General features: G+C 71.0%; 15 protein-coding genes, 1 pseudogene and 1 riboswitch. Of the genes and pseudogenes, 7 read left to right on the top strand and 9 right to left on the bottom strand.

Going from position 1 to position 16,795, the window contains the following annotated elements; genetic code table 11:
- The coding region (locus G3I19_RS24985; protein WP_164265955.1) for a GntR family transcriptional regulator at positions 1 to 348 on the bottom strand (348 nt) is incomplete at its 3' end.
- Positions 349 to 383: 35 nt separating this feature from the next.
- Here G3I19_RS24985 and G3I19_RS24980 point away from each other — a divergent pair.
- Positions 384 to 1,073 (top strand): pyridoxamine 5'-phosphate oxidase family protein, encoded by a 690-nt coding sequence (locus G3I19_RS24980; protein ID WP_164265954.1) that lies wholly within the window; start codon positions 384 to 386, stop codon positions 1,071 to 1,073.
- A 157-nt stretch (positions 1,074 to 1,230) separates the two neighbouring features.
- Here G3I19_RS24980 and G3I19_RS24975 read toward each other — a convergent pair whose 3' ends face one another.
- From G3I19_RS24975 to G3I19_RS24965, 3 genes are all read right to left on the bottom strand, one after another.
- The gene (locus tag G3I19_RS24975; RefSeq protein WP_343235201.1) at positions 1,231 to 2,190 is read right to left on the bottom strand and encodes a DMT family transporter; all 960 of its coding nucleotides are present in this window, start codon (positions 2,188 to 2,190) and stop codon (positions 1,231 to 1,233) included.
- 347 nt (positions 2,191 to 2,537) lie between these two features.
- The gene (locus tag G3I19_RS24970) at positions 2,538 to 3,518 is read right to left on the bottom strand and encodes an EamA family transporter (RefSeq protein WP_164265952.1); all 981 of its coding nucleotides are present in this window, start codon (positions 3,516 to 3,518) and stop codon (positions 2,538 to 2,540) included.
- Positions 3,519 to 3,549: 31 nt separating this feature from the next.
- Positions 3,550 to 4,107: a Clp protease N-terminal domain-containing protein gene (locus G3I19_RS24965; RefSeq protein ID WP_164265951.1), complete on the bottom strand. Its 558-nt coding sequence runs from the start codon at positions 4,105 to 4,107 to the stop codon at positions 3,550 to 3,552.
- 283 nt (positions 4,108 to 4,390) lie between these two features.
- On the opposite strand from G3I19_RS24965, the gene G3I19_RS24960 reads away from it, so the two are divergent.
- Positions 4,391 to 4,819: an SRPBCC family protein gene (locus tag G3I19_RS24960; protein ID WP_164265950.1), complete on the top strand. Its 429-nt coding sequence runs from the start codon at positions 4,391 to 4,393 to the stop codon at positions 4,817 to 4,819.
- 82 nt (positions 4,820 to 4,901) lie between these two features.
- Here G3I19_RS24960 and G3I19_RS24955 read toward each other — a convergent pair whose 3' ends face one another.
- Both G3I19_RS24955 and G3I19_RS24950 read right to left on the bottom strand, forming a co-directional pair.
- Positions 4,902 to 5,501, bottom strand: a complete 600-nt coding sequence (locus tag G3I19_RS24955; protein WP_164265949.1) for a PadR family transcriptional regulator — start codon at positions 5,499 to 5,501, stop codon at positions 4,902 to 4,904.
- Between the two features lie 267 nt (positions 5,502 to 5,768).
- Positions 5,769 to 6,002 (bottom strand): annotated as a pseudogene (locus G3I19_RS24950) (hypothetical protein); the annotation flags it as partial.
- 128 nt (positions 6,003 to 6,130) lie between these two features.
- Here G3I19_RS24950 and G3I19_RS24945 point away from each other — a divergent pair.
- A complete protein-coding gene (locus G3I19_RS24945) occupies positions 6,131 to 6,940 on the top strand; it encodes a PhzF family phenazine biosynthesis protein (RefSeq protein WP_164265948.1) in 810 nt (269 codons plus the stop codon).
- 33 nt (positions 6,941 to 6,973) lie between these two features.
- On the opposite strand, the gene G3I19_RS24940 is transcribed toward G3I19_RS24945, so the two are convergent.
- The gene (locus G3I19_RS24940) at positions 6,974 to 7,753 is read right to left on the bottom strand and encodes a type II CAAX endopeptidase family protein (protein ID WP_164265947.1); all 780 of its coding nucleotides are present in this window, start codon (positions 7,751 to 7,753) and stop codon (positions 6,974 to 6,976) included.
- Positions 7,754 to 7,937: 184 nt separating this feature from the next.
- Between G3I19_RS24940 and G3I19_RS24935 the strand changes: the two genes are divergently transcribed.
- A complete protein-coding gene (locus tag G3I19_RS24935; protein ID WP_164265946.1) occupies positions 7,938 to 9,707 on the top strand; it encodes a substrate-binding domain-containing protein in 1,770 nt (589 codons plus the stop codon).
- Between the two features lie 64 nt (positions 9,708 to 9,771).
- On the opposite strand, the gene G3I19_RS24930 is transcribed toward G3I19_RS24935, so the two are convergent.
- Positions 9,772 to 11,292, bottom strand: coding sequence for a glutamate--cysteine ligase (locus G3I19_RS24930; RefSeq protein ID WP_164265956.1), 1,521 nt, complete (start codon positions 11,290 to 11,292; stop codon positions 9,772 to 9,774).
- 532 nt (positions 11,293 to 11,824) lie between these two features.
- Here G3I19_RS24930 and G3I19_RS24925 point away from each other — a divergent pair.
- Positions 11,825 to 12,415: a hypothetical protein gene (locus G3I19_RS24925; RefSeq protein WP_164265945.1), complete on the top strand. Its 591-nt coding sequence runs from the start codon at positions 11,825 to 11,827 to the stop codon at positions 12,413 to 12,415.
- 301 nt (positions 12,416 to 12,716) lie between these two features.
- Positions 12,717 to 12,920 (top strand): DUF5999 family protein, encoded by a 204-nt coding sequence (locus G3I19_RS24920; protein ID WP_164265944.1) that lies wholly within the window; start codon positions 12,717 to 12,719, stop codon positions 12,918 to 12,920.
- Positions 12,921 to 13,026: 106 nt separating this feature from the next.
- Here G3I19_RS24920 and gcvP read toward each other — a convergent pair whose 3' ends face one another.
- Complete coding sequence (gcvP, locus tag G3I19_RS24915; protein WP_164265943.1) at positions 13,027 to 15,912, bottom strand: aminomethyl-transferring glycine dehydrogenase; 2,886 nt, start codon at positions 15,910 to 15,912, stop codon at positions 13,027 to 13,029.
- 183 nt (positions 15,913 to 16,095) lie between these two features.
- Positions 16,096 to 16,193, bottom strand: a riboswitch (glycine riboswitch).
- A 140-nt stretch (positions 16,194 to 16,333) separates the two neighbouring features.
- On the opposite strand from gcvP, the gene G3I19_RS24910 reads away from it, so the two are divergent.
- Entirely contained in the window at positions 16,334 to 16,711 is a 378-nt protein-coding gene (locus tag G3I19_RS24910; RefSeq protein WP_164265942.1) for a PRC-barrel domain-containing protein, read from the top strand.
- The last annotated feature ends 84 nt before the right edge of the window (positions 16,712 to 16,795 follow it).

Below are 16,795 nucleotides of genomic sequence, written 5' to 3'. Positions count from 1 at the left end.
GGCCGCCAGGACGCCGGCGAGCGGGGGCAGCAGGGCGCGGTCGGGGTTGCCCGACGCGAGGTCCCGCACGCCGGCCGGGATGTCGGCCCTGATCGATTCACGCGCCGTACTGGCCGGCCGGGGCCGCACCCGGCTCCCCCTGCGCCCCGCCGTCGCGATCACCCCGCGGTCGCGCAGCGTCCGGTACGCGGATCCGACGGTGTTCGGATTGACACCCAGCTGCGCCGCCAACTCCCTGAGCGGCGGCAGCAGTTGACCCGGCGCGAGCGCACCGGAGCTGATCGCGCGCTCCACACTCGCCGCGATGTCCGTTGCACGGCTGCCTTCGATCCCATACTCTCCTAGCACAAACAAGATTATGCACTAATGCAATGGAGGACGCAATGTCCGAGACCTCTCCGGCCTCGCGCCCGCAGCAGGACACGCCCTATGTGCCGACCCCGCGGACCGTGCCCACCCGCTCCCGGGAGCGCGCCTCGTACGACCGCGAACTGGTGCACTCGATCCTGGACGAGGGCTACCTCTGCCATCTCGGATTCCTCCGCGACGGTGCGCCCGTGGTGCTGCCGACGCTGTACACGCGGGTGGGAGAGCGCCTCTACATCCACGGCTCGACGGGCTCCCGTCCGCTCCGGGCGGCCGGCGATGAGGACCCGGGGATCGCGGTGTGTCTGACGGTCACCCATGTCGACGGTCTGGTCCTCGCACGGTCCGCCTTCCACCACTCGATCAACTACCGCTCGGTGGTCGTCCACGGCACGGCCCGCCAGGTCACCGACGACGAGGAGCGGCGTACCGCTCTCGACGCGATCGTGGAGCAGGCCGTGCCCGGCCGGTCGCACGACTCACGCCCGGCCAACGCCAAGGAGCTGGCGGCGACCGCCGTCGTACGCCTTGACCTGGACGAGGTCTCCGCCAAGGTCCGGGCCGGCGGCCCGAACGACGAGCCGGAGGACCTCGCCCTGCCGTACTGGTCGGGTGTCGTACCGGTGAGCAAGGGATACGGCACACCGATCGCGTCGGACGACCTGGACCCGGCGATCACGCTGCCGGACTACCTCGACCGCCGCTGAGAAGCGCGGGCGGAGAGCGCGGGCCGGGCGGCCGCCTGCGGTCGGGCCGGCCCGGACCGGGCTCGGGCCGGATCTGGTCGGCTCGGGCCGGATCTGGTCGGCTCGGACTGGACCAGACCAGCTCGGGCCGGACTGGACCAGACCAGCTCAGACCGCCTCAGACCGGCAGCGGCCGCCGCCGCGCTGCCGCCGCCCGCATCTCCCCGTACGCGAGACCCGTGACGGCCGCGAGCAGCAGCAGTGTGCCGATGACGGTGCCCGTGGTGAGCCGCTCCCCGAGCAGGGCGACGGCGATGACCGCGGCGCTCACCGGTTCCAGCAGCATGATCACGGAGACCGTGGCGGAGCGGACCACCGCGGCCCCGGCGAAGTACAGGGCGTAGGCGAGTGCCGTGGGCACCGCCGCCACATAGGCCAACAGGCCCAGCACCCTGCCCAGTTCGACGGTGTGCGGAAGGAGTCCCTCCGCCACGGCGAGCGGCAGCAGGACAGCGGTCCCGACGGCGAGGGACCAGGCGGTCGTCGACAGCGGGTCACTGCCGCCGCTCCGGCCGAGCCACCGGGTCAGCAGGGTCATCGCCGCGTACCCGGCAGCGGAGAGCAGCGCCCAGCCGACCCCCGCGGGGTGCACGGCTCCGCTGCCGCTGCCCAGGACCAGCACCACGAGCCCGCCCAGTGCACCCGCGACGGCGGTGGTCCCGCCGGCGCCCAGCCGCTCCCCCATGGTCAGCCGGGCACCGACGGCGATGAGTACGGGACCGGCGCCCAGGGTGACGACGGTGCCCACGGCGAGCCCGGTGGCCCGGACCGCGGCGAAGTAGGCGACCTGGAAGAGCGTGAACGCCAGGCCGGTCGCGACGGTGCGCAGGGCCGGCCATACGCGGGGTTCGGCGGGGCGTGACCCACCGCGCGGCCGGCGCACGGCCCGTACGGCGAGCAGCAGCACCAGGCCGCCGGCGCACCGCCAGAAGGTGAGGGAGACGGGCCCGAGGTCACTGGCCAGGTAGAGCAGCGAGGCCGCGGCTCCGGCGGTGCCCCACGCCGCTCCGGCCACGGACAGATAGAGGAGACTGCGGCGGACGGACAGCCCGGCGGCAGGGTTCGGCGCATGCGTCACGTGCTTCACGTACTGCTCCATGAGGAAGACGGGGAAGGCGGTCGCTGAACTCCGTGCGCGGGCAGCGACGGGCCGCTCGGGGACGCCCCGAGCCCGGTCTCCGTCAGAGGTTCGGCCGCCCGCGCTATGCGGCAGGCGGCGGCAGTACGGTGAGAAGCATGGCCGAACCCTACCGGACAGCCCCTGAGGGCTGTCCGGTAATCCCTGGTGGATCAGCGCGCGGCGTCAGATGCGGTGCATCGCAAGGCGGAGGGACGTCCGCATACTGGATGCATTCGGGCGTTCCGACAACGCGGCGAGGCGCCGCATCTGTCGTCGTGCGCCCGCCAGGGAGTACCGGACAGCCCTCAGGTCACGCTGCGAGGGGCGGGCAACTCGGCCTCCACGGTGGGCGTTACGCCTGCCACCGGGCCGGACGGAGGCTTCGGGGCCGAGGACTGGGCGACGAACGCGCCGAGCAGCACCACCACACCGCCCACGATCTGCGGTGCGGAGAGATGCTCCCCGAGCAGCACCCAGGCGAGCACCGTCGCGATCACCGCTTCCAGACAGGCGACCACCCCCGCCACCTGCGGGGAGAGCCTGCGGACCGAGACCACTCCGAAGACATAGGCGACAACGGTGGCGATCAGCACGATCCAGCCGAGCAGCAGCCAGGCGGGCACCGATGTCCCGTTCATGTCCGCCCGGCCCGTGAGGAGCGACCAGTCCATCCGCCACGGACGGGCGATCACCGTCAGCAGTGCGGTGCCGACGAGGAGTCCGTACGCGATGACCCCCAGCGGGTCGGCCCGGTCGGCGCCGTCGCCGCCGTGGTCGGACAGGACGAAGTAGCCGACCTGGCAGCAGGCGGCGCCCAGCGCGAGCAGCAGACCGAGGGCGTCGAAGCTCAGCCCGGACCAGACCTCGACCACACAGGCGAGCCCGCCGGCCGCGAGGACCACCCCGAAGGCCGCGGCGCGCGTCACCGGCCTGCGCTGGACGAAGCGGACCCAGCCCAGGACGAGGGCGGGCGCGAGGTACTCGACCAGCAGGGCGACGCCGACGGGGATCCGGGACAGGGCGGCGAAGTAGCACGCCTGGACGCCCGCGACGGCGAGCAGTCCGAAGCCGATGAGCAGCGCGGGCCTGCGCCGTACGAGATCTCGGTGGCGCCAGGCGACGGGCAGCATCACCAGGGCGGCTCCGGCCACCCGCAGCCAGACCACCGCCAGCGGGTCGAGCCCCGCCTCGATCAGCGGCTTGGCCGCGACACCCGATCCGCCGAACGCGAAGGCCGACACCAGGGCGAGTCCCAGGCCGACGCTCTTTCCCCGAGACGCACGCATCGGCACATCATGGCAGGTGCGGTCAGGAGCGTCACCACCGACGGGCCTGGCGGTTGCCGTCCTCCAGACGCTCCGCGAGGCGTTCCGCGTCCACCCCGGCGCGGCCCAGTACCTCCACGGCCCGGCACTCGCGGTCGCGGGCGAGCGCGGCCAGCAGATCGAGGCCGCTCGCCCGCCGGTTCCCGCGCTCCCCCGCTCTCTCCAGGGCCCCCTCCATCGCCGCCACAGCGGCGGGCGACCAGCCGGTCACTCCCGGCTCGGCCACCACGGGAACCGCCCCCGAGTCCTCCACCGATCCCTGCCAGCGCAGCCCGTAGCCGATGCTGCGCTGGACGAGATAACCCAGCACCTTGGCCACCTGGGGGCCGCTGTCGAAGGCGGCCCGCACCTCGGGGTCGGTCTCGATCACCGAGTGCAGCAGATGGGCCGTGTCGATCTGGCGGTCGCCATCACGCAGCGCGCGCCGGCGTGCGCCCGCCACGACCGTCGCCAGCTCCACGGTGAGCCTGGCTTCGATGTCGGTTCGGGACGGCGCGGGCTGGTCGTCCGGCTGGGTAGGGCTATGCACATCTCCCAGCTCATCAGGCATCCACGTCCGGAACATCCCCGCCGGGGAGCATTTAGCCGTCCGACAGAAGTTGGGCACGCGCGGCCGGACCCTCCTCCTTACGGATGAGACGGTGATTGCGCCCGAAACGGGCGCGCGCCCCGCCGCCCGGCCACCCGGCCCCGCCGCTCCACCCCCTCCGAGACCCGCATCAGCACTCGCCGGCATCCGGGACCAGCAGACCTGACGGTTCATCAGTATTGAATGTTCGGGGTCCAGGAGCTACGTTCCGCGACATCGCAACCCGACGAGAAGGGGTGGTCGCATGGCCGAAGTCAGCGCCGAGGCCCGTATCGAAGCACCGGCCGAGAAGGTCTGGTCCCAGCTGACCGACTTCAGCGCTTACGGCGAGTGGAACGCGACACACACCAGCTTCCCGAAGGGCGGCCCCGACCCGCTCGCCGTGGGGTCCACCTTCGAGGAGAACATGAAGCTCATGGGCTTCCCCGCCGAGGTGAACTGGACGGTGGACGAGCTGACACCGGCCGCCCTGCTGGTCACCCGCGGCAAGGGCCCGATGGGCGTCAACCTCGCGATGCGCTACTCGCTCACCCCCGACGGCGGCGCCACCGTGGTCCGTATCGACGGCGAGTTCACGGGAGCGGCCGTGTCCCTGATGGCCGGCAAGCTCAAGGACTCGGCGACCGCCGCACTCCAGGAGTCGCTGCGCAAACTGGCCGGCCTCGTGACCTGAGGCCCGGCAGGCACCCCGTACGACAGCGGCGCCCCCACCGATTGCCGGTGGGGGCGCCGCCCTGGCGTGCGACGGGACACGCTCAGTCCTCGTCGGCCAGAATCAGATAGAGCTTCTTCCGGGACTCGCCGATCACAGCCATCGCCTTCTTGCGCTGCTCCGGCGTACCGGTCCGCCACACCTGACCGAACGCCTCCATCAGGCCGAAACCGGCCTGCCGGATCTCGTTCATGGTCTCCCAGTCACCGCCGCGCCCAGCCTCCTCCCAAGGAGCGTCCGGCCCCTCGTCGGCGGCCGTACGTCCGGGCTCGGTGAGCGTGAACAGCTTCTTGCCGCCCTCGCTCTGGCTGGCGATCAGGCCCTCGTCCTCCAGCAGCTGGAGCGTCGGGTAGACGGAGCCGGGGCTGGGCCGCCAGGCCCCGCCGCTGCGCTCGCCGATCTCCTGGATCATCTCGTACCCGTGCATCGGGCGGTCCTTGAGCAGCGCCAGGATCGAGGCGCGCACGTCACCGCGCCGCGCCCTCCCCCGGGGCCCGCCCCTGCCGCCACCGCGCCCGCCGAACGGGCCGCCGAAGGGCGGACCGAAGGGACCGAAGGCGCCGCGGCGCTCCTCGAAGTCGCCCCCACCGTGCCGACCGGGGCCGCCGTGTCCATGTCCGTGCGTGTGTCCATGGGAACGCATCGCACTCACTTCCTTCCATCGTTGATCTGTCGCGATGCGTCAACGATATATCGGTACTGTTCGTTTGGCAATCCTCCGTACGCGGGCCCGCGCTCAGGACGGCTCACCAGGCGGCGCGCCCGCGTCCGACTGGTCCTCGACCGTCCCGGCAGCCGCTACTACCGGGACGGATCAACAGAGCACCTCGCCGAGACGACACCCCGCCCCGCTGGACGAGGCCCGCGCCGCCGGGATCCTGCGGTAGCCACGAGGAGCCGGGCGCCCCGCGTCCTTCACGCCGAAGAGCCGGCGACCGAGGATCACCGCACCCGAGCGGGCGGTCGCCTCGCGCAGGACCCGGCGGTCCTCGGCGTCGCCTGAGAACGCCCAGGTGTGCAGGGCATCGCCGCCCTTGCCGAGCCCGTTCTCCGGTCCGGCGCCGGGGCCGAGGCCGGGGACGGGGACGGGGCCGGGGACGAAGCCGTCGATGGATACCGACATATCAGCGATGATTCGAGTCATACCGGGCAGGACCCGTCCGGCGGTCAGAACTCATCGTTCTCCCGGACGCCCCCTCCTGCCGCGGGCGGGGGCCACGTCCCGGCAAGTGGCCTTGGTCTGCGGCGTCGTCCCCTGCCTAGGGTCGGTCCATGCGCATTCGAACCGTCGACGCCTTCACCGACCGCCCCTTCGCCGGCAATCCGGCCGGGGTGGTGCTCCTCGACTCCTTCCCGGACGACACCTGGCTGCAGAGCGTCGCAGCTGAGGTGAACCTCTCCGAGACCGCCTTCGCCCACCCACTGCCCGCCGGCGGCGCTGCCGACTGGGCGCTGCGCTGGTTCACCCCGGCCACCGAGGTCGACATGTGCGGCCATGCCACCCTGGCGACCGCTCACGTCCTGCACAGCACGGGTGCGACGACGGGCACCGTCCGCTTCACCGCACGCTGCGGACCGCTCACCGCGACGCCCCGCGAGGACGGCACGATCACCCTCGACTTCCCCACGTCCCCGCTCACCGAGGCAGCCGTACCGGCCGGCCTCAGCGAGGCGCTGGGCGCCCGGATCAACGGCGTACGGGACACCGGGCCGCACATCGGGGACCTGCTCGTCGAGGTCGCCGACGAGCAGACGGTCCGCTCCCTGTCCCCCGACATCGCAGCGCTGAGGGCTCACTCCCGCCGGGGCATCATCGCGACCGCCGAGGCGGACGCCCCGTCGCTCGGCTACGACTACGTGTCGCGGTGCTTCTTCCCCGGCGTCGGCGTCGACGAGGACCCGGTGACCGGCAGCGCCCACACCGCCCTGGCCCCGTTCTGGTCCGCCAGGCTGGGCCGCGACGACCTGACGGGCCTCCAGGCGTCGGCACGCTCGGGGCTCGTACGGACATCGCTGCGCGGGGACCGGACACTGCTCACGGGAAGCGCGGTCACCGTCATCGACGGCGAACTGCACGCCTGAGGACCTGGCAACCGCTGCTCCGCCCGCCCCGCCTCACCCCGTGGGCAGCCACCCCACCTTGCCGGCGAGCAGCGCGTACCCGACGAACGCTCCGATGTCGAGCAGCGAGTGCGCGACGACCAGGGGCCCGACCCGCCCCCACCGCCGGTAGAGCAGTACGAACACCACGCCCATCGCCACATTTCCGAGGAACCCGCCGACCCCCTGGTAGAGGTGGTACGAGCCGCGCAGCACCGCGCTCGCTGCCAGGGCGGCCATCGGGGTCCACCCGAACTGCCCCAGTCTGCGCAGCAGATAGCCGACGACGATGACCTCCTCCAGTACGGCGTTCTGCACCGCCGAGAGGATCAGTACCGGAATCTTCCACCACACGTCGGGCAGTGACTCCGGCACCACGGTCAGATTGAACCCGGTGGCCCGCGCGCCCAGATAGAAGGCCAGGCCCACACTGCCGATCCCGGCCGCGATCAGTACTCCGCGGCCGAGGTCGCCCCGCGGCCGCGTCCGGTCGAAACCGATCGCCCGCAGGCCGGCCCCCTCCCGCAGCAGGAGATGCACCACCAGCGCGACCGGCACCAGGGCCGTCGCGATACCGAAGAGCTGCCAGGCCAGATCCAGCCAGGGGCGGCCGGGTGCGTACGAGCCGTTGAGGTTGGCGGCCTGGTGTTTGAGCCCTCCTGGTTTCGTCAGTGCACCGATAAAGCTGATCAGCGCCGAAACACCGCTCGCACCGAGTGAGAGTGCGAGTACCAGCACCGTCTCGGACCGCAGAAAACGCTGCGATCCCCCCTCTGCGGGAAGAAATTCAGCCACGCGCTCGCCCTCCGCCTGCACACCTGCCTCCAGTTGGCCAATCGCGCCTCATCCCCACCACCGTGCCACTAGGGTCTCGAATAAAAGTACGAAGATCGCGCGCGACAGGCCGGGGGACGGGCGTCAATTCGATGGCGCGCTCCCCCTTCGTCTTGTTCGTCCTTCAGGGGAGGAGCACCACCGCATGGGACGTCACAGCTTGCCCGATGACCTCACGGCACCGGCGACCCGGCCCCGTTCCGGGTCGCGTCGACGCCGTACCGTCGCCGTCGCCACCGTGATCGTCCTCGGTCTGGCCGTGGGTACGGGCGTCGCCGCGCAGCGCGGCGTGTTCGGGTCAGGCCCCTGCCCGGAGTCCGTGGTGAACCTTCGCATGGTGGCCTCCCCCGATATCGTCCCGGCCGTACGGGCCGCCGCCGGCCGGGCCCGCAAGGACCATCTGGAGTCCGACGGCCAGTGCGTACGAGTCGCGGTCACGGCCCGTGACTCGTACAAGGTCGCGCACGATCTGGGCCACAGCAGCGCCAAGCCCGGCTATCAGATCTGGCTGCCCGACTCCGAGGCGTGGGTGGACCGGGCCCAGGGCACCGGGGAGAACGTTCCGCTCACCCCCGCGTCCAGCATCGCCGAGTCCCCGGTCACCCTGGCCATGGTGCCCTCGGCCGCCGAAGCGCTGGGCTGGCCGGACAAGACCTACACCTGGGCCGGGCTCACCGCGGCGGCCACCGGCTCGGGCCAGGTCCATATCGGCGCCGCGGACCCGGCCCGCAGCGCCACCGGACTGCTCGCGCTCAGCAGCATCGCCCATTCCCCGGGCGGCGCGCCGGGCGGCGACACCCAGGTAGCCGCCGTCGCCAAAGTCCTGTCCCAGCGCATCTCGGACGCGGATTCCAAGGTGCTCGGCACCCTCGCACAGGACGGGCCGGGCAAGGTGAAGGACGACCCCCACCGCAACCAGGCCCTGGTCCTGTCCGAGCAGGCGGCCTTCGCCCACAACACGGCGCGGGGCGACGCCCAGCAGCTGCGGCTCTTCTACCCCAAGGACGGCACGCCCCAGCTCGACTACCCGTACACACTGGTCGACGAGTCGGAGCTGACCACCGATCAGAGCCGGGCCGCGATGCGGTTCATGGCCTACCTCGGTGAGGGCCCCAGCCGCACCGAACTGGACCGGCGGGGCTTCAGGACACCGGACCAGCCCGCCACGGCGAGCCGGGTGGAGGCGGCGGGCGGCCGCAGCCCGCAGCCGTACACCGACGCCTCACCGGAACCGCCGTCGGAGGACGTACTCGACGAGACGCTCGGCATGTGGACCATCACCGTCCAGAGTGCCCGGCTGACCACCGTCGTCGACGCCTCGGGGTCGATGGCCACCGCGGTGCCTGGCAAGGGCGGGCGGACCAGGATGGACATCACCAAGGCGTCCCTGCGCGAGGCCCTCGCCCAGTTCACGCCGCAGGACGAGATCGGCCTCTGGGACTTCGCGACACACCTCGACGGAACGCGCGACTACCGCGAGCGGGTGCCGACGGTGCGCCTCGGCGCCCCTGTCAAGGGCGGCGGGACCCAGCGCGACCGGCTCAACACGGCCTTCGCGGCGCTGCGGCCCGTGCCCGGCGGCGCCACCGGTCTGTACGACACCACCCTGGCGGCGTTCCAGGACGCCCGTAAGACATACGTCCCCGGGAAGTTCAACGCCGTGGTGGTGCTCACCGACGGGGTCAACGAGGACGACCACAGCATCTCCCGCAGCGCCCTGACCGCGAAGCTGCGGGAGCTCAACGACCCCGCGCGTCCCGTCCCGCTGATCATGATCGCGGTGGGCCCCGACACCGACAGGACCGAGGTCGAGCAGGTCGCCAAGGCGACAGGGGGTGCGGGATACCAGGTGAGCGACCCCTCTCAGATCAACTCGGTCCTGCTCAAGGCGGTCATGGAGGTCGGCGGCCGCTGATGCGGGGCGCCGGCCGGCACTGTCCCGGCACGGATGCCATGCGCCGTACGCGCCCCCCAGCCCGTCACAGCCCGCGGGCGGTCACCGCCGGGACGCCCTCCGGCCAGGAGTGCACCGGCTGACCGCCCGCCATCAGCTCGGCGTACCGCCGGGTGGTGAGCGCCAGCGCCTCGCGCCGCCCGAACCCGGTCCCCAGCGCCCGGTGAAAGGTCTCCACCTGCCAGGACGCACCGTTCGTGCGGCGCCTGCACCGCTCCTCGATGACACCGAGGTAGTGGTCACGGTCCGCCGCATCGACCCCCCAGGCGTCGAGCCCCGCCGCGGCCAGCGGCAGCAGTTCGTCCCTGACGAGCCGCACCGCGGGCACCGTCGCCGTACCGCCGGAGCGCCCGGGCCTGGGCCACTCGATCCCGGCGTCGATTCCGTACCGGCAGGCCGCGTCGAAGTTCCGTGCGGCGGCCTCGAAGGGCAGCCGCCTCCACACCGGCCTGGCGTCGTCGGCGAGCGCCCGCACGAGCCCGTAGTAGAAAGCGGCGTTGGCCAGCACATCCGTCACGGTGGGCCCGGCGGGCAGCACCCTGTTCTCGACCCGCAGATGCGGTACGCCGTCGGCCACGTCGTACACCGGGCGGTTCCAGCGGTAGACGGTCCCGTTGTGCAGGACGAGCTCCTGGAGGCCCGGCGTCCCGCCGTCGTCGAGCACCCGCAGCGGGTCCTCGTCGTCGCACAGCGGCAGCAGTGGCGGAAAGTACCGGAGGTTCTCCTCGAAGAGGTCGTACGCCGAGCTGATCCAGCGCTCGCCGAACCAGGTGCGCGGCCGCACCCCCTGGGCCCGGAGTTCCGGCGGCCGTACGTCGGTCGCCTGGAGGAAGAGCGGCGGCCTGGACTCCCGCCACAGCTCCTTGCCGAAGAGGAACGGCGAGTTGGCGCCCAGCGCGACCTGCACAGCGGCGACGGCTTGCGCGGCGTTCCACACATCGGCGAAGCGCGCCGGCGTGACCTGAAGGTGCAACTGCACCGATGTACAGGCCGCTTCGGGCGCGATCGATGAAGAGGTGCAGGTCAGCTGCTCCACACCGGAGATGTCGAGGTCGAAGTCCTCACCGCGGGCCGCACGCATCTGGTCGTTGAGAAGGGTGTAGCGGTGCGCCGACGAGAGATTCGCGCTGACGAGATCCTGCGGGCCGAGCGTCGGCAGGATTCCGATCATCACGATTCCCGCGTCGACTTCGGCTGCTTTTCTGTGCGCGTACGCGAGACCCGTACGCAGTTCCTCGGCCAGCTGGTCGAAGACACGGCCGCCCAGCCGGTGCGGAATCACGTTCACTTCGAGATTGAACATCCCGAGTTCCATCTGGAAATCCTGGCTTGCGATGCGGTCGAGAACCTCCGCATTCATCATCCGGGGCATGCCGTCGGCACCGGCGAGATTGAGTTCGATCTCCATCCCCATGAGATTTCTGGGGCGGTCGAACCTCTTCTCCTCCAGGAGTCGCTCCAGTACCTCCAGACACTGCTGCAGCTTTCTGCGGTACCGCTGCCGGCCCGACGGATCCACGCCGTCCGCCTCGAACTTCTCCCCCATGACGCACCCCTCCACGCGTGTGCGGCCGCGGTGGCCGCTCGGGTCACGGTCGATAATGCCCACGCCCGGTGATCCGTAACTCCCCGCCCGGCGTACGGAGCGAGTAGGGTGACCGGAAGAAGGCATGTGGCACATTCGCCGGGCATGACGCCTGGAGCAGTTTCCGCATCGCGTGGAGCCTGCGAGGTCCTGTGAAGCCTTGTGAAGACGGTGAAAACGACCGACGATTTTCGGCCGACCACTCACACGGCAGACCGCGAGGCCACAGGAGTGCACATCCGTTAAATCAGGATAATCTCCGCAGGAGAAAGACCGAATACCGACTTGTTCGCAATATTCACGTGCGCTAGTTGAAACACCGTGTGAACACGCGTCGTATAAACTCCGCAAACGAGGCAGAAAGTTGGCGCCCGGCTCCCGGAGAGTGCGGTACCCCTCCACGCCCCACGGCCCCCTCTGCCCCTGCCTGCTGACAGTGCCGTCCGCACCGCCCACGCATCAACGTGTCTCCGAAGTGAGAGGCGACCACATCATGCCGCTGTATGTCCCTCCGGCCCCCGCGCCGGCCCTGCGCAGCGTCCTCGCGGCACTCGGCTCCCCCACTGCCGTACGCGAGGCCCGAACCCCGGCTCTCCGCTCAGCCACGGGGCCCCTCACCCCCGAACTCCCCCTTCCCGTCTATGTGCTGGACCGGATCATGCCGAGCGGCGGGACCCCACGTACCCGGCTGACCGGCTGGCGTTTCCTGATCCACAGCGGCGATCGCGCCGTGGCAGCGGCCGACACCAAGCTGACCGCCGACGGCTGGACCTTCTCGCACTTCTTCGAGGGCCCGTACGCCACCGCCACCGGGACCGCGCTGCGCCAGGCCGAAGCCATGGAGACCCCGTTCCAGCCGAGGCTGCTGTCCGTGCCCGAGCTGTACATGCTGACCCTGTGGCTGCACGGCGACACCGGCGCCGACGCCTCGGCCTCCGGCACGATGCCGGCCCCCACCGACCTGCTGGTGCCCCTGGCGCCCGCGCCGCCCGGCATCGCCGCCAGCCGTCCGCACCGGGTGTCGGAGCTGCTGCCGGTCATGACGATGCGGCTGTCGCCCCCGCTGCTGGTCACTCCCGCCTGACGGCCGAGTTCACCACCCGCGCGCCCCGTGACCACCCTCAGGTCGCGGGGCGCTCCCTCTCCCTACCCATCCGGACTAGCCCGGTCGGGCCACCTCCGAACCACCCGAAGAGGCAGTCAAGTTGAGCTGAACCGTCCGCACGGGTGATGCGTCCTTATGCTGTAGCAAGTGCTGCCGTGAAATCCCTGCGGATTGACGCCCGTGGGGCAACACTGGGATCACCGACTGATGACGGGGGGCGGCCATGAAATCCGCATCGAGCCGCAGGACACTCACTACAACGCAGCGAAAGAACGCATCCATGTGCCAGCACCAGCCAACCTGCCCGTCAGCCGCCTCCGCCGACCGGGAGGCCGCGATCCTCGTGGCGCACCACCCGGAGCAGGGCTGGAGTCTGCTGTGCAATGGCGTTCTCATCTTCGAGGACACCGGTGAACTGCTGCCCGACGGGCAGATCATCGCGCCGCACCGCCCACTGGGTTCAGGACTGGCGACCGCCGCCTGATCCCCTGCCCGTTCCGTTACGGCCACAACAGCCGGAAGCGGACCGGGCGGAAACGACGAAGGGCCGGCCCGGGAGATGTCCCCGAACCGGCCCTCCCTCATGTCCGTCAGCTGTCGTACGCGTCCAGCGGCGGGCAGGAGCAGACGAGGTTGCGGTCGCCGAAGGCCCCGTCGATACGGCGCACCGGCGGCCAGTACTTGTCGGCGGGCGAGACACCGGCCGGGAAGACGGCCTCCTCGCGGGTGTACGCGTGGGTCCACTCGCCGCCCAGCGCCGCCGCGGTGTGCGGGGCGTTGCTCAGCGGGTTGTCGTCCGCCGCCCACTCGCCCGAAGCGACCTTCTCGATCTCGGCGCGGATCGCGATCATCGTGTCGCAGAACCGGTCGAGCTCAGCCAGGTCCTCGCTCTCGGTGGGCTCGATCATCAGCGTTCCGGCCACCGGGAACGACATCGTCGGCGCGTGGAAGCCGTAGTCGATGAGGCGCTTGGCGATGTCGTCGACGCTCACACCCGTCGACTTCGACAGCGGCCGCAGATCGACGATGCACTCGTGCGCGACGAGGCCCTTGGGGCCCGTGTACAGCACCGGGTAGTGCGGTTCGAGACGCTTGGCGATGTAGTTCGCGGCCAGCACGGCCACCTGTGTCGCCCGCTTGAGTCCCTCGCCACCCATGAGACGTACGTACGCCCAGGAGATCGGCAGGATACCGGCCGAGCCCCACGGCGCCGCCGAGACCGGACCGACACCCGTGGCGGGGCCCGCGGCCGGCTGGAGCGGGTGGTTGGGCAGATACGGCGCCAGGTGGGCCCGCACACCGACGGGGCCGACACCGGGGCCGCCGCCGCCGTGCGGGATGCAGAAGGTCTTGTGCAGGTTGAGGTGCGAGACGTCCGAGCCGAACTTGCCGGGCTTGGCGAGGCCGACCAGCGCGTTCAGGTTGGCGCCGTCGACGTACACCTGGCCGCCCGCGTCGTGCACCGCGGCGCAGATGTCCGTGATGTGCTCCTCGAAGACCCCGTGGGTCGACGGGTAGGTGACCATCAGTACGGACAGCTCGTCGCGGTACTGCTCGATCTTGGCGTTCAGGTCGTCGACATCGACATCGCCGTCCTCGCGGGTCTTCACGACGACGACCTTCATCCCGGCCATCACGGCGCTGGCGGCGTTGGTGCCGTGCGCGGACGACGGGATGAGGCACACGGTGCGCGCGGTGTCACCGTTGGCCCGGTGGTAGGCGCGCACGGCCAGCAGACCGGCCAGCTCACCCTGGGAGCCCGCGTTGGGCTGGAGCGAGACCTTGTCGTATCCCGTGACCTCGGCGAGCCGCTCCTCCAGCTCCTGGATGAGGGTCAGATAGCCCTGCGCCTGCTCGACCGGGGCGAAGGGGTGCATCGCACCGAACTCGGGCCAGGTGACCGGCTCCATCTCGGTGGTGGCGTTGAGCTTCATGGTGCAGGAGCCGAGCGGGATCATGCCCCGGTCCAGCGCGTAGTCGCGGTCGGCGAGCTTGCGCAGGTAGCGCAGCATCGCGGTCTCGGAACGGTGCTGGTGGAAGACCGGGTGGGTCAGGACGGTGTCCTGGCGCAGCAGCCCGTCGGGCAGCGCGTCGGCGGCCCGCGCGTCGAGCGCGTCGATGTCGCCTTCCGCGCCGAACGCGGCCCAGACAGCGGCCAGCTGGGCCCGTGTGGTGGTCTCGTCACAGGAGACGGAGATCAGGTCCGCGTCGACCTGGTGCAGATTGACCCCGCCCGCGCGGGCGGCGGCGGCGACCTCGGCGGCCCTGCCCCCGGTCCGCACGGTGAGGGTGTCGAAGTACTCGCCGTGCACGACGTCGACGCCCGCGGCCCGCAGCCCCTCGGCGAGGACCGCCGCGTACCGGTGGGTGCGCCGGGCGATCTCGCGCAGGCCGTCCGGGCCGTGGTAGACCGCGTACATCCCGGCCATCACGGCGAGGAGCACCTGCGCGGTGCAGATGTTGCTGGTGGCCTTCTCGCGGCGGATGTGCTGCTCACGGGTCTGGAGGGCCAGCCGGTACGCCTTGTTGCCGTCGGCGTCGACGGAGACACCGACGAGCCGTCCCGGTAGGCTGCGCGCGAACTTCTCCCGTACGGCCATGAACCCGGCGTGCGGACCGCCGAAGCCCATCGGGACCCCGAACCGCTGGGTCGTGCCGACGGCGATGTCGGCGCCCAGCTCACCGGGCGATGTGAGCAGCGTCAGCGCCAGCAGATCGGCGGCGACGGTGACGATCGCACCGAGCTCGTGGGCCTGCTCGATGACGGGGGCGATGTCCCGGACACGGCCGGAGGCGCCCGGGTACTGGAGCAGTACGCCGAAGACGCCGCGCTCGGCCACCTCGGCCGGGATGCCGTCGCCGAGGTCGGCGACGACGACCTCGACACCGGCCGGCTCGGCCCGCGTCCGGATCACGGCGACGGTCTGCGGAAGGGCGTCCGCGTCGACCAGGAAGACCCCGTTCTTGACCTTCCCGACACGGCGCGCGAGGGACATCGCCTCAGCCGCCGCGGTGCCCTCGTCCAGCAGCGAGGCGCCCGACGTGGGCAGGCCCGTCAGGTCGGCGACCACGGTCTGGAAGTTCAGCAGCGCCTCCAGGCGCCCCTGCGAGATCTCCGGCTGGTAGGGCGTGTATGCCGTGTACCAGGCGGGGTTCTCCATGACGTTGCGCAGGATGACCGGCGGGGTGAACGTGCCGTAGTAACCGAGCCCGATCATCGGGGCGAGGACCTGGTTGCGGTCGGCGAGCGCACGCAGTTCGGCGAGGACCTCGGCCTCGGTGCGCGCGTCCGGGAGATTCAGCGCATCGGTGCTCTTGATGACTTCCGGCACGGCGGCCGAAGTGAGCTCCGAGAGCGATCCGTACCCGACGTGGGCGAGCATCTTGGCCTGGGCTTCCGCGTCGGGCCCGATGTGGCGCTGTTCGAAGGGGATGCCACGCTCCAGCTGGGAGAGCGGAATGCGATCGGCGGTCATGGCGGGGGCCTCCTGGTCATAACGACCTGCGAGGGGTACCACGGGGTACCCGGACGGCCTCCCCCTCTGTCATCTCAACCTGAGAGTTTCACCGGCCCGTCGTTCGACGTGCCGGCTTTCACCGTCGGTGAGGTAGGGATCCGGACGTGCCCGCCCGACACCCGCCCTGCTTTCCAGAGTGACCTCGTCCGCGCGGTACGTGTGCCTGAGAGATTCCGGGGAGGATTTGCTCCTTCGGCGCCCCGGACAACGTGTCCTGAGGGCTCTCCCGCGCGGGGTCAGCAGCCACTGGCCAGCGTACCAGCGCGCTACTTCGCACGGTGTTCGAGTGGCCGATACCCCGGATCTGGACTTCTCTGAGGAGGAGACCTTCGCAGGGGGCGGGAGTCTTCGTGATCCGTCGCGATCAGTTGGAGGGACCGTGCAGACCGACATAGATCCGCGCAGCCTGATCGGCCGCAAGGCATTCGACCGCAATGGCCTCAAGATAGGCACGGTCGACGAGGTCTACCTCGACGACGCCACCGGGGTGCCCGAGTGGGCCGCGGTACGCACCGGGCTGTTCACCAGGGACGCCTTCGTCCCGCTGAAACCGAGCGAACTGGTCAGCGAAGCCCTGCGGGTGCCCTTCGACCGGAGCCTGATCAAGGAAGCACCGGGCTTCGGTGTCGGCCGCCATCTCTCGCCCGAGCAGGAACTCCAGCTCTACCACCACTACGGGCTCGGTATCTCGGCGCCCGCCCCGCCGCCCCCCGACCGGGACTTCGGCCGGCTCGCGGGCGAGGAGGAGCACACCTGACCCCCGGGCCCGTCCCCGGCCTGTGCGGTCGGCGCTGACTGCACCGACGGGTCTGCCCGCGCGGACGGCCCCGCCTGCTCGGCC

This window comes from Streptomyces sp. SID10853 (genome assembly GCF_010548145.1).
Classification (GTDB): domain Bacteria; phylum Actinomycetota; class Actinomycetes; order Streptomycetales; family Streptomycetaceae; genus Streptomyces.
This window is presented reverse-complemented; position numbering and strand designations above follow the sequence as displayed.

Coding starts and splice junctions, on each gene's coding strand:
- G3I19_RS24925 (WP_164265945.1), top strand. CDS start 11,825: ATGCCGCTGTATGTCCCTCCGGCCCCCGCGCCGGCCCTGCGCAGCGTC.
- G3I19_RS24980 (WP_164265954.1), top strand. CDS start 384: ATGTCCGAGACCTCTCCGGCCTCGCGCCCGCAGCAGGACACGCCCTAT.
- G3I19_RS24930 (WP_164265956.1), bottom strand. CDS start 11,292: ATGGGGGAGAAGTTCGAGGCGGACGGCGTGGATCCGTCGGGCCGGCAG.
- G3I19_RS24935 (WP_164265946.1), top strand. CDS start 7,938: ATGGGACGTCACAGCTTGCCCGATGACCTCACGGCACCGGCGACCCGG.
- G3I19_RS24945 (WP_164265948.1), top strand. CDS start 6,131: ATGCGCATTCGAACCGTCGACGCCTTCACCGACCGCCCCTTCGCCGGC.
- G3I19_RS24920 (WP_164265944.1), top strand. CDS start 12,717: ATGTGCCAGCACCAGCCAACCTGCCCGTCAGCCGCCTCCGCCGACCGG.
- G3I19_RS24960 (WP_164265950.1), top strand. CDS start 4,391: ATGGCCGAAGTCAGCGCCGAGGCCCGTATCGAAGCACCGGCCGAGAAG.
- G3I19_RS24965 (WP_164265951.1), bottom strand. CDS start 4,107: ATGCCTGATGAGCTGGGAGATGTGCATAGCCCTACCCAGCCGGACGAC.
- G3I19_RS24970 (WP_164265952.1), bottom strand. CDS start 3,518: ATGCGTGCGTCTCGGGGAAAGAGCGTCGGCCTGGGACTCGCCCTGGTG.
- G3I19_RS24955 (WP_164265949.1), bottom strand. CDS start 5,501: ATGCGTTCCCATGGACACACGCACGGACATGGACACGGCGGCCCCGGT.
- gcvP (WP_164265943.1), bottom strand. CDS start 15,912: ATGACCGCCGATCGCATTCCGCTCTCCCAGCTGGAGCGTGGCATCCCC.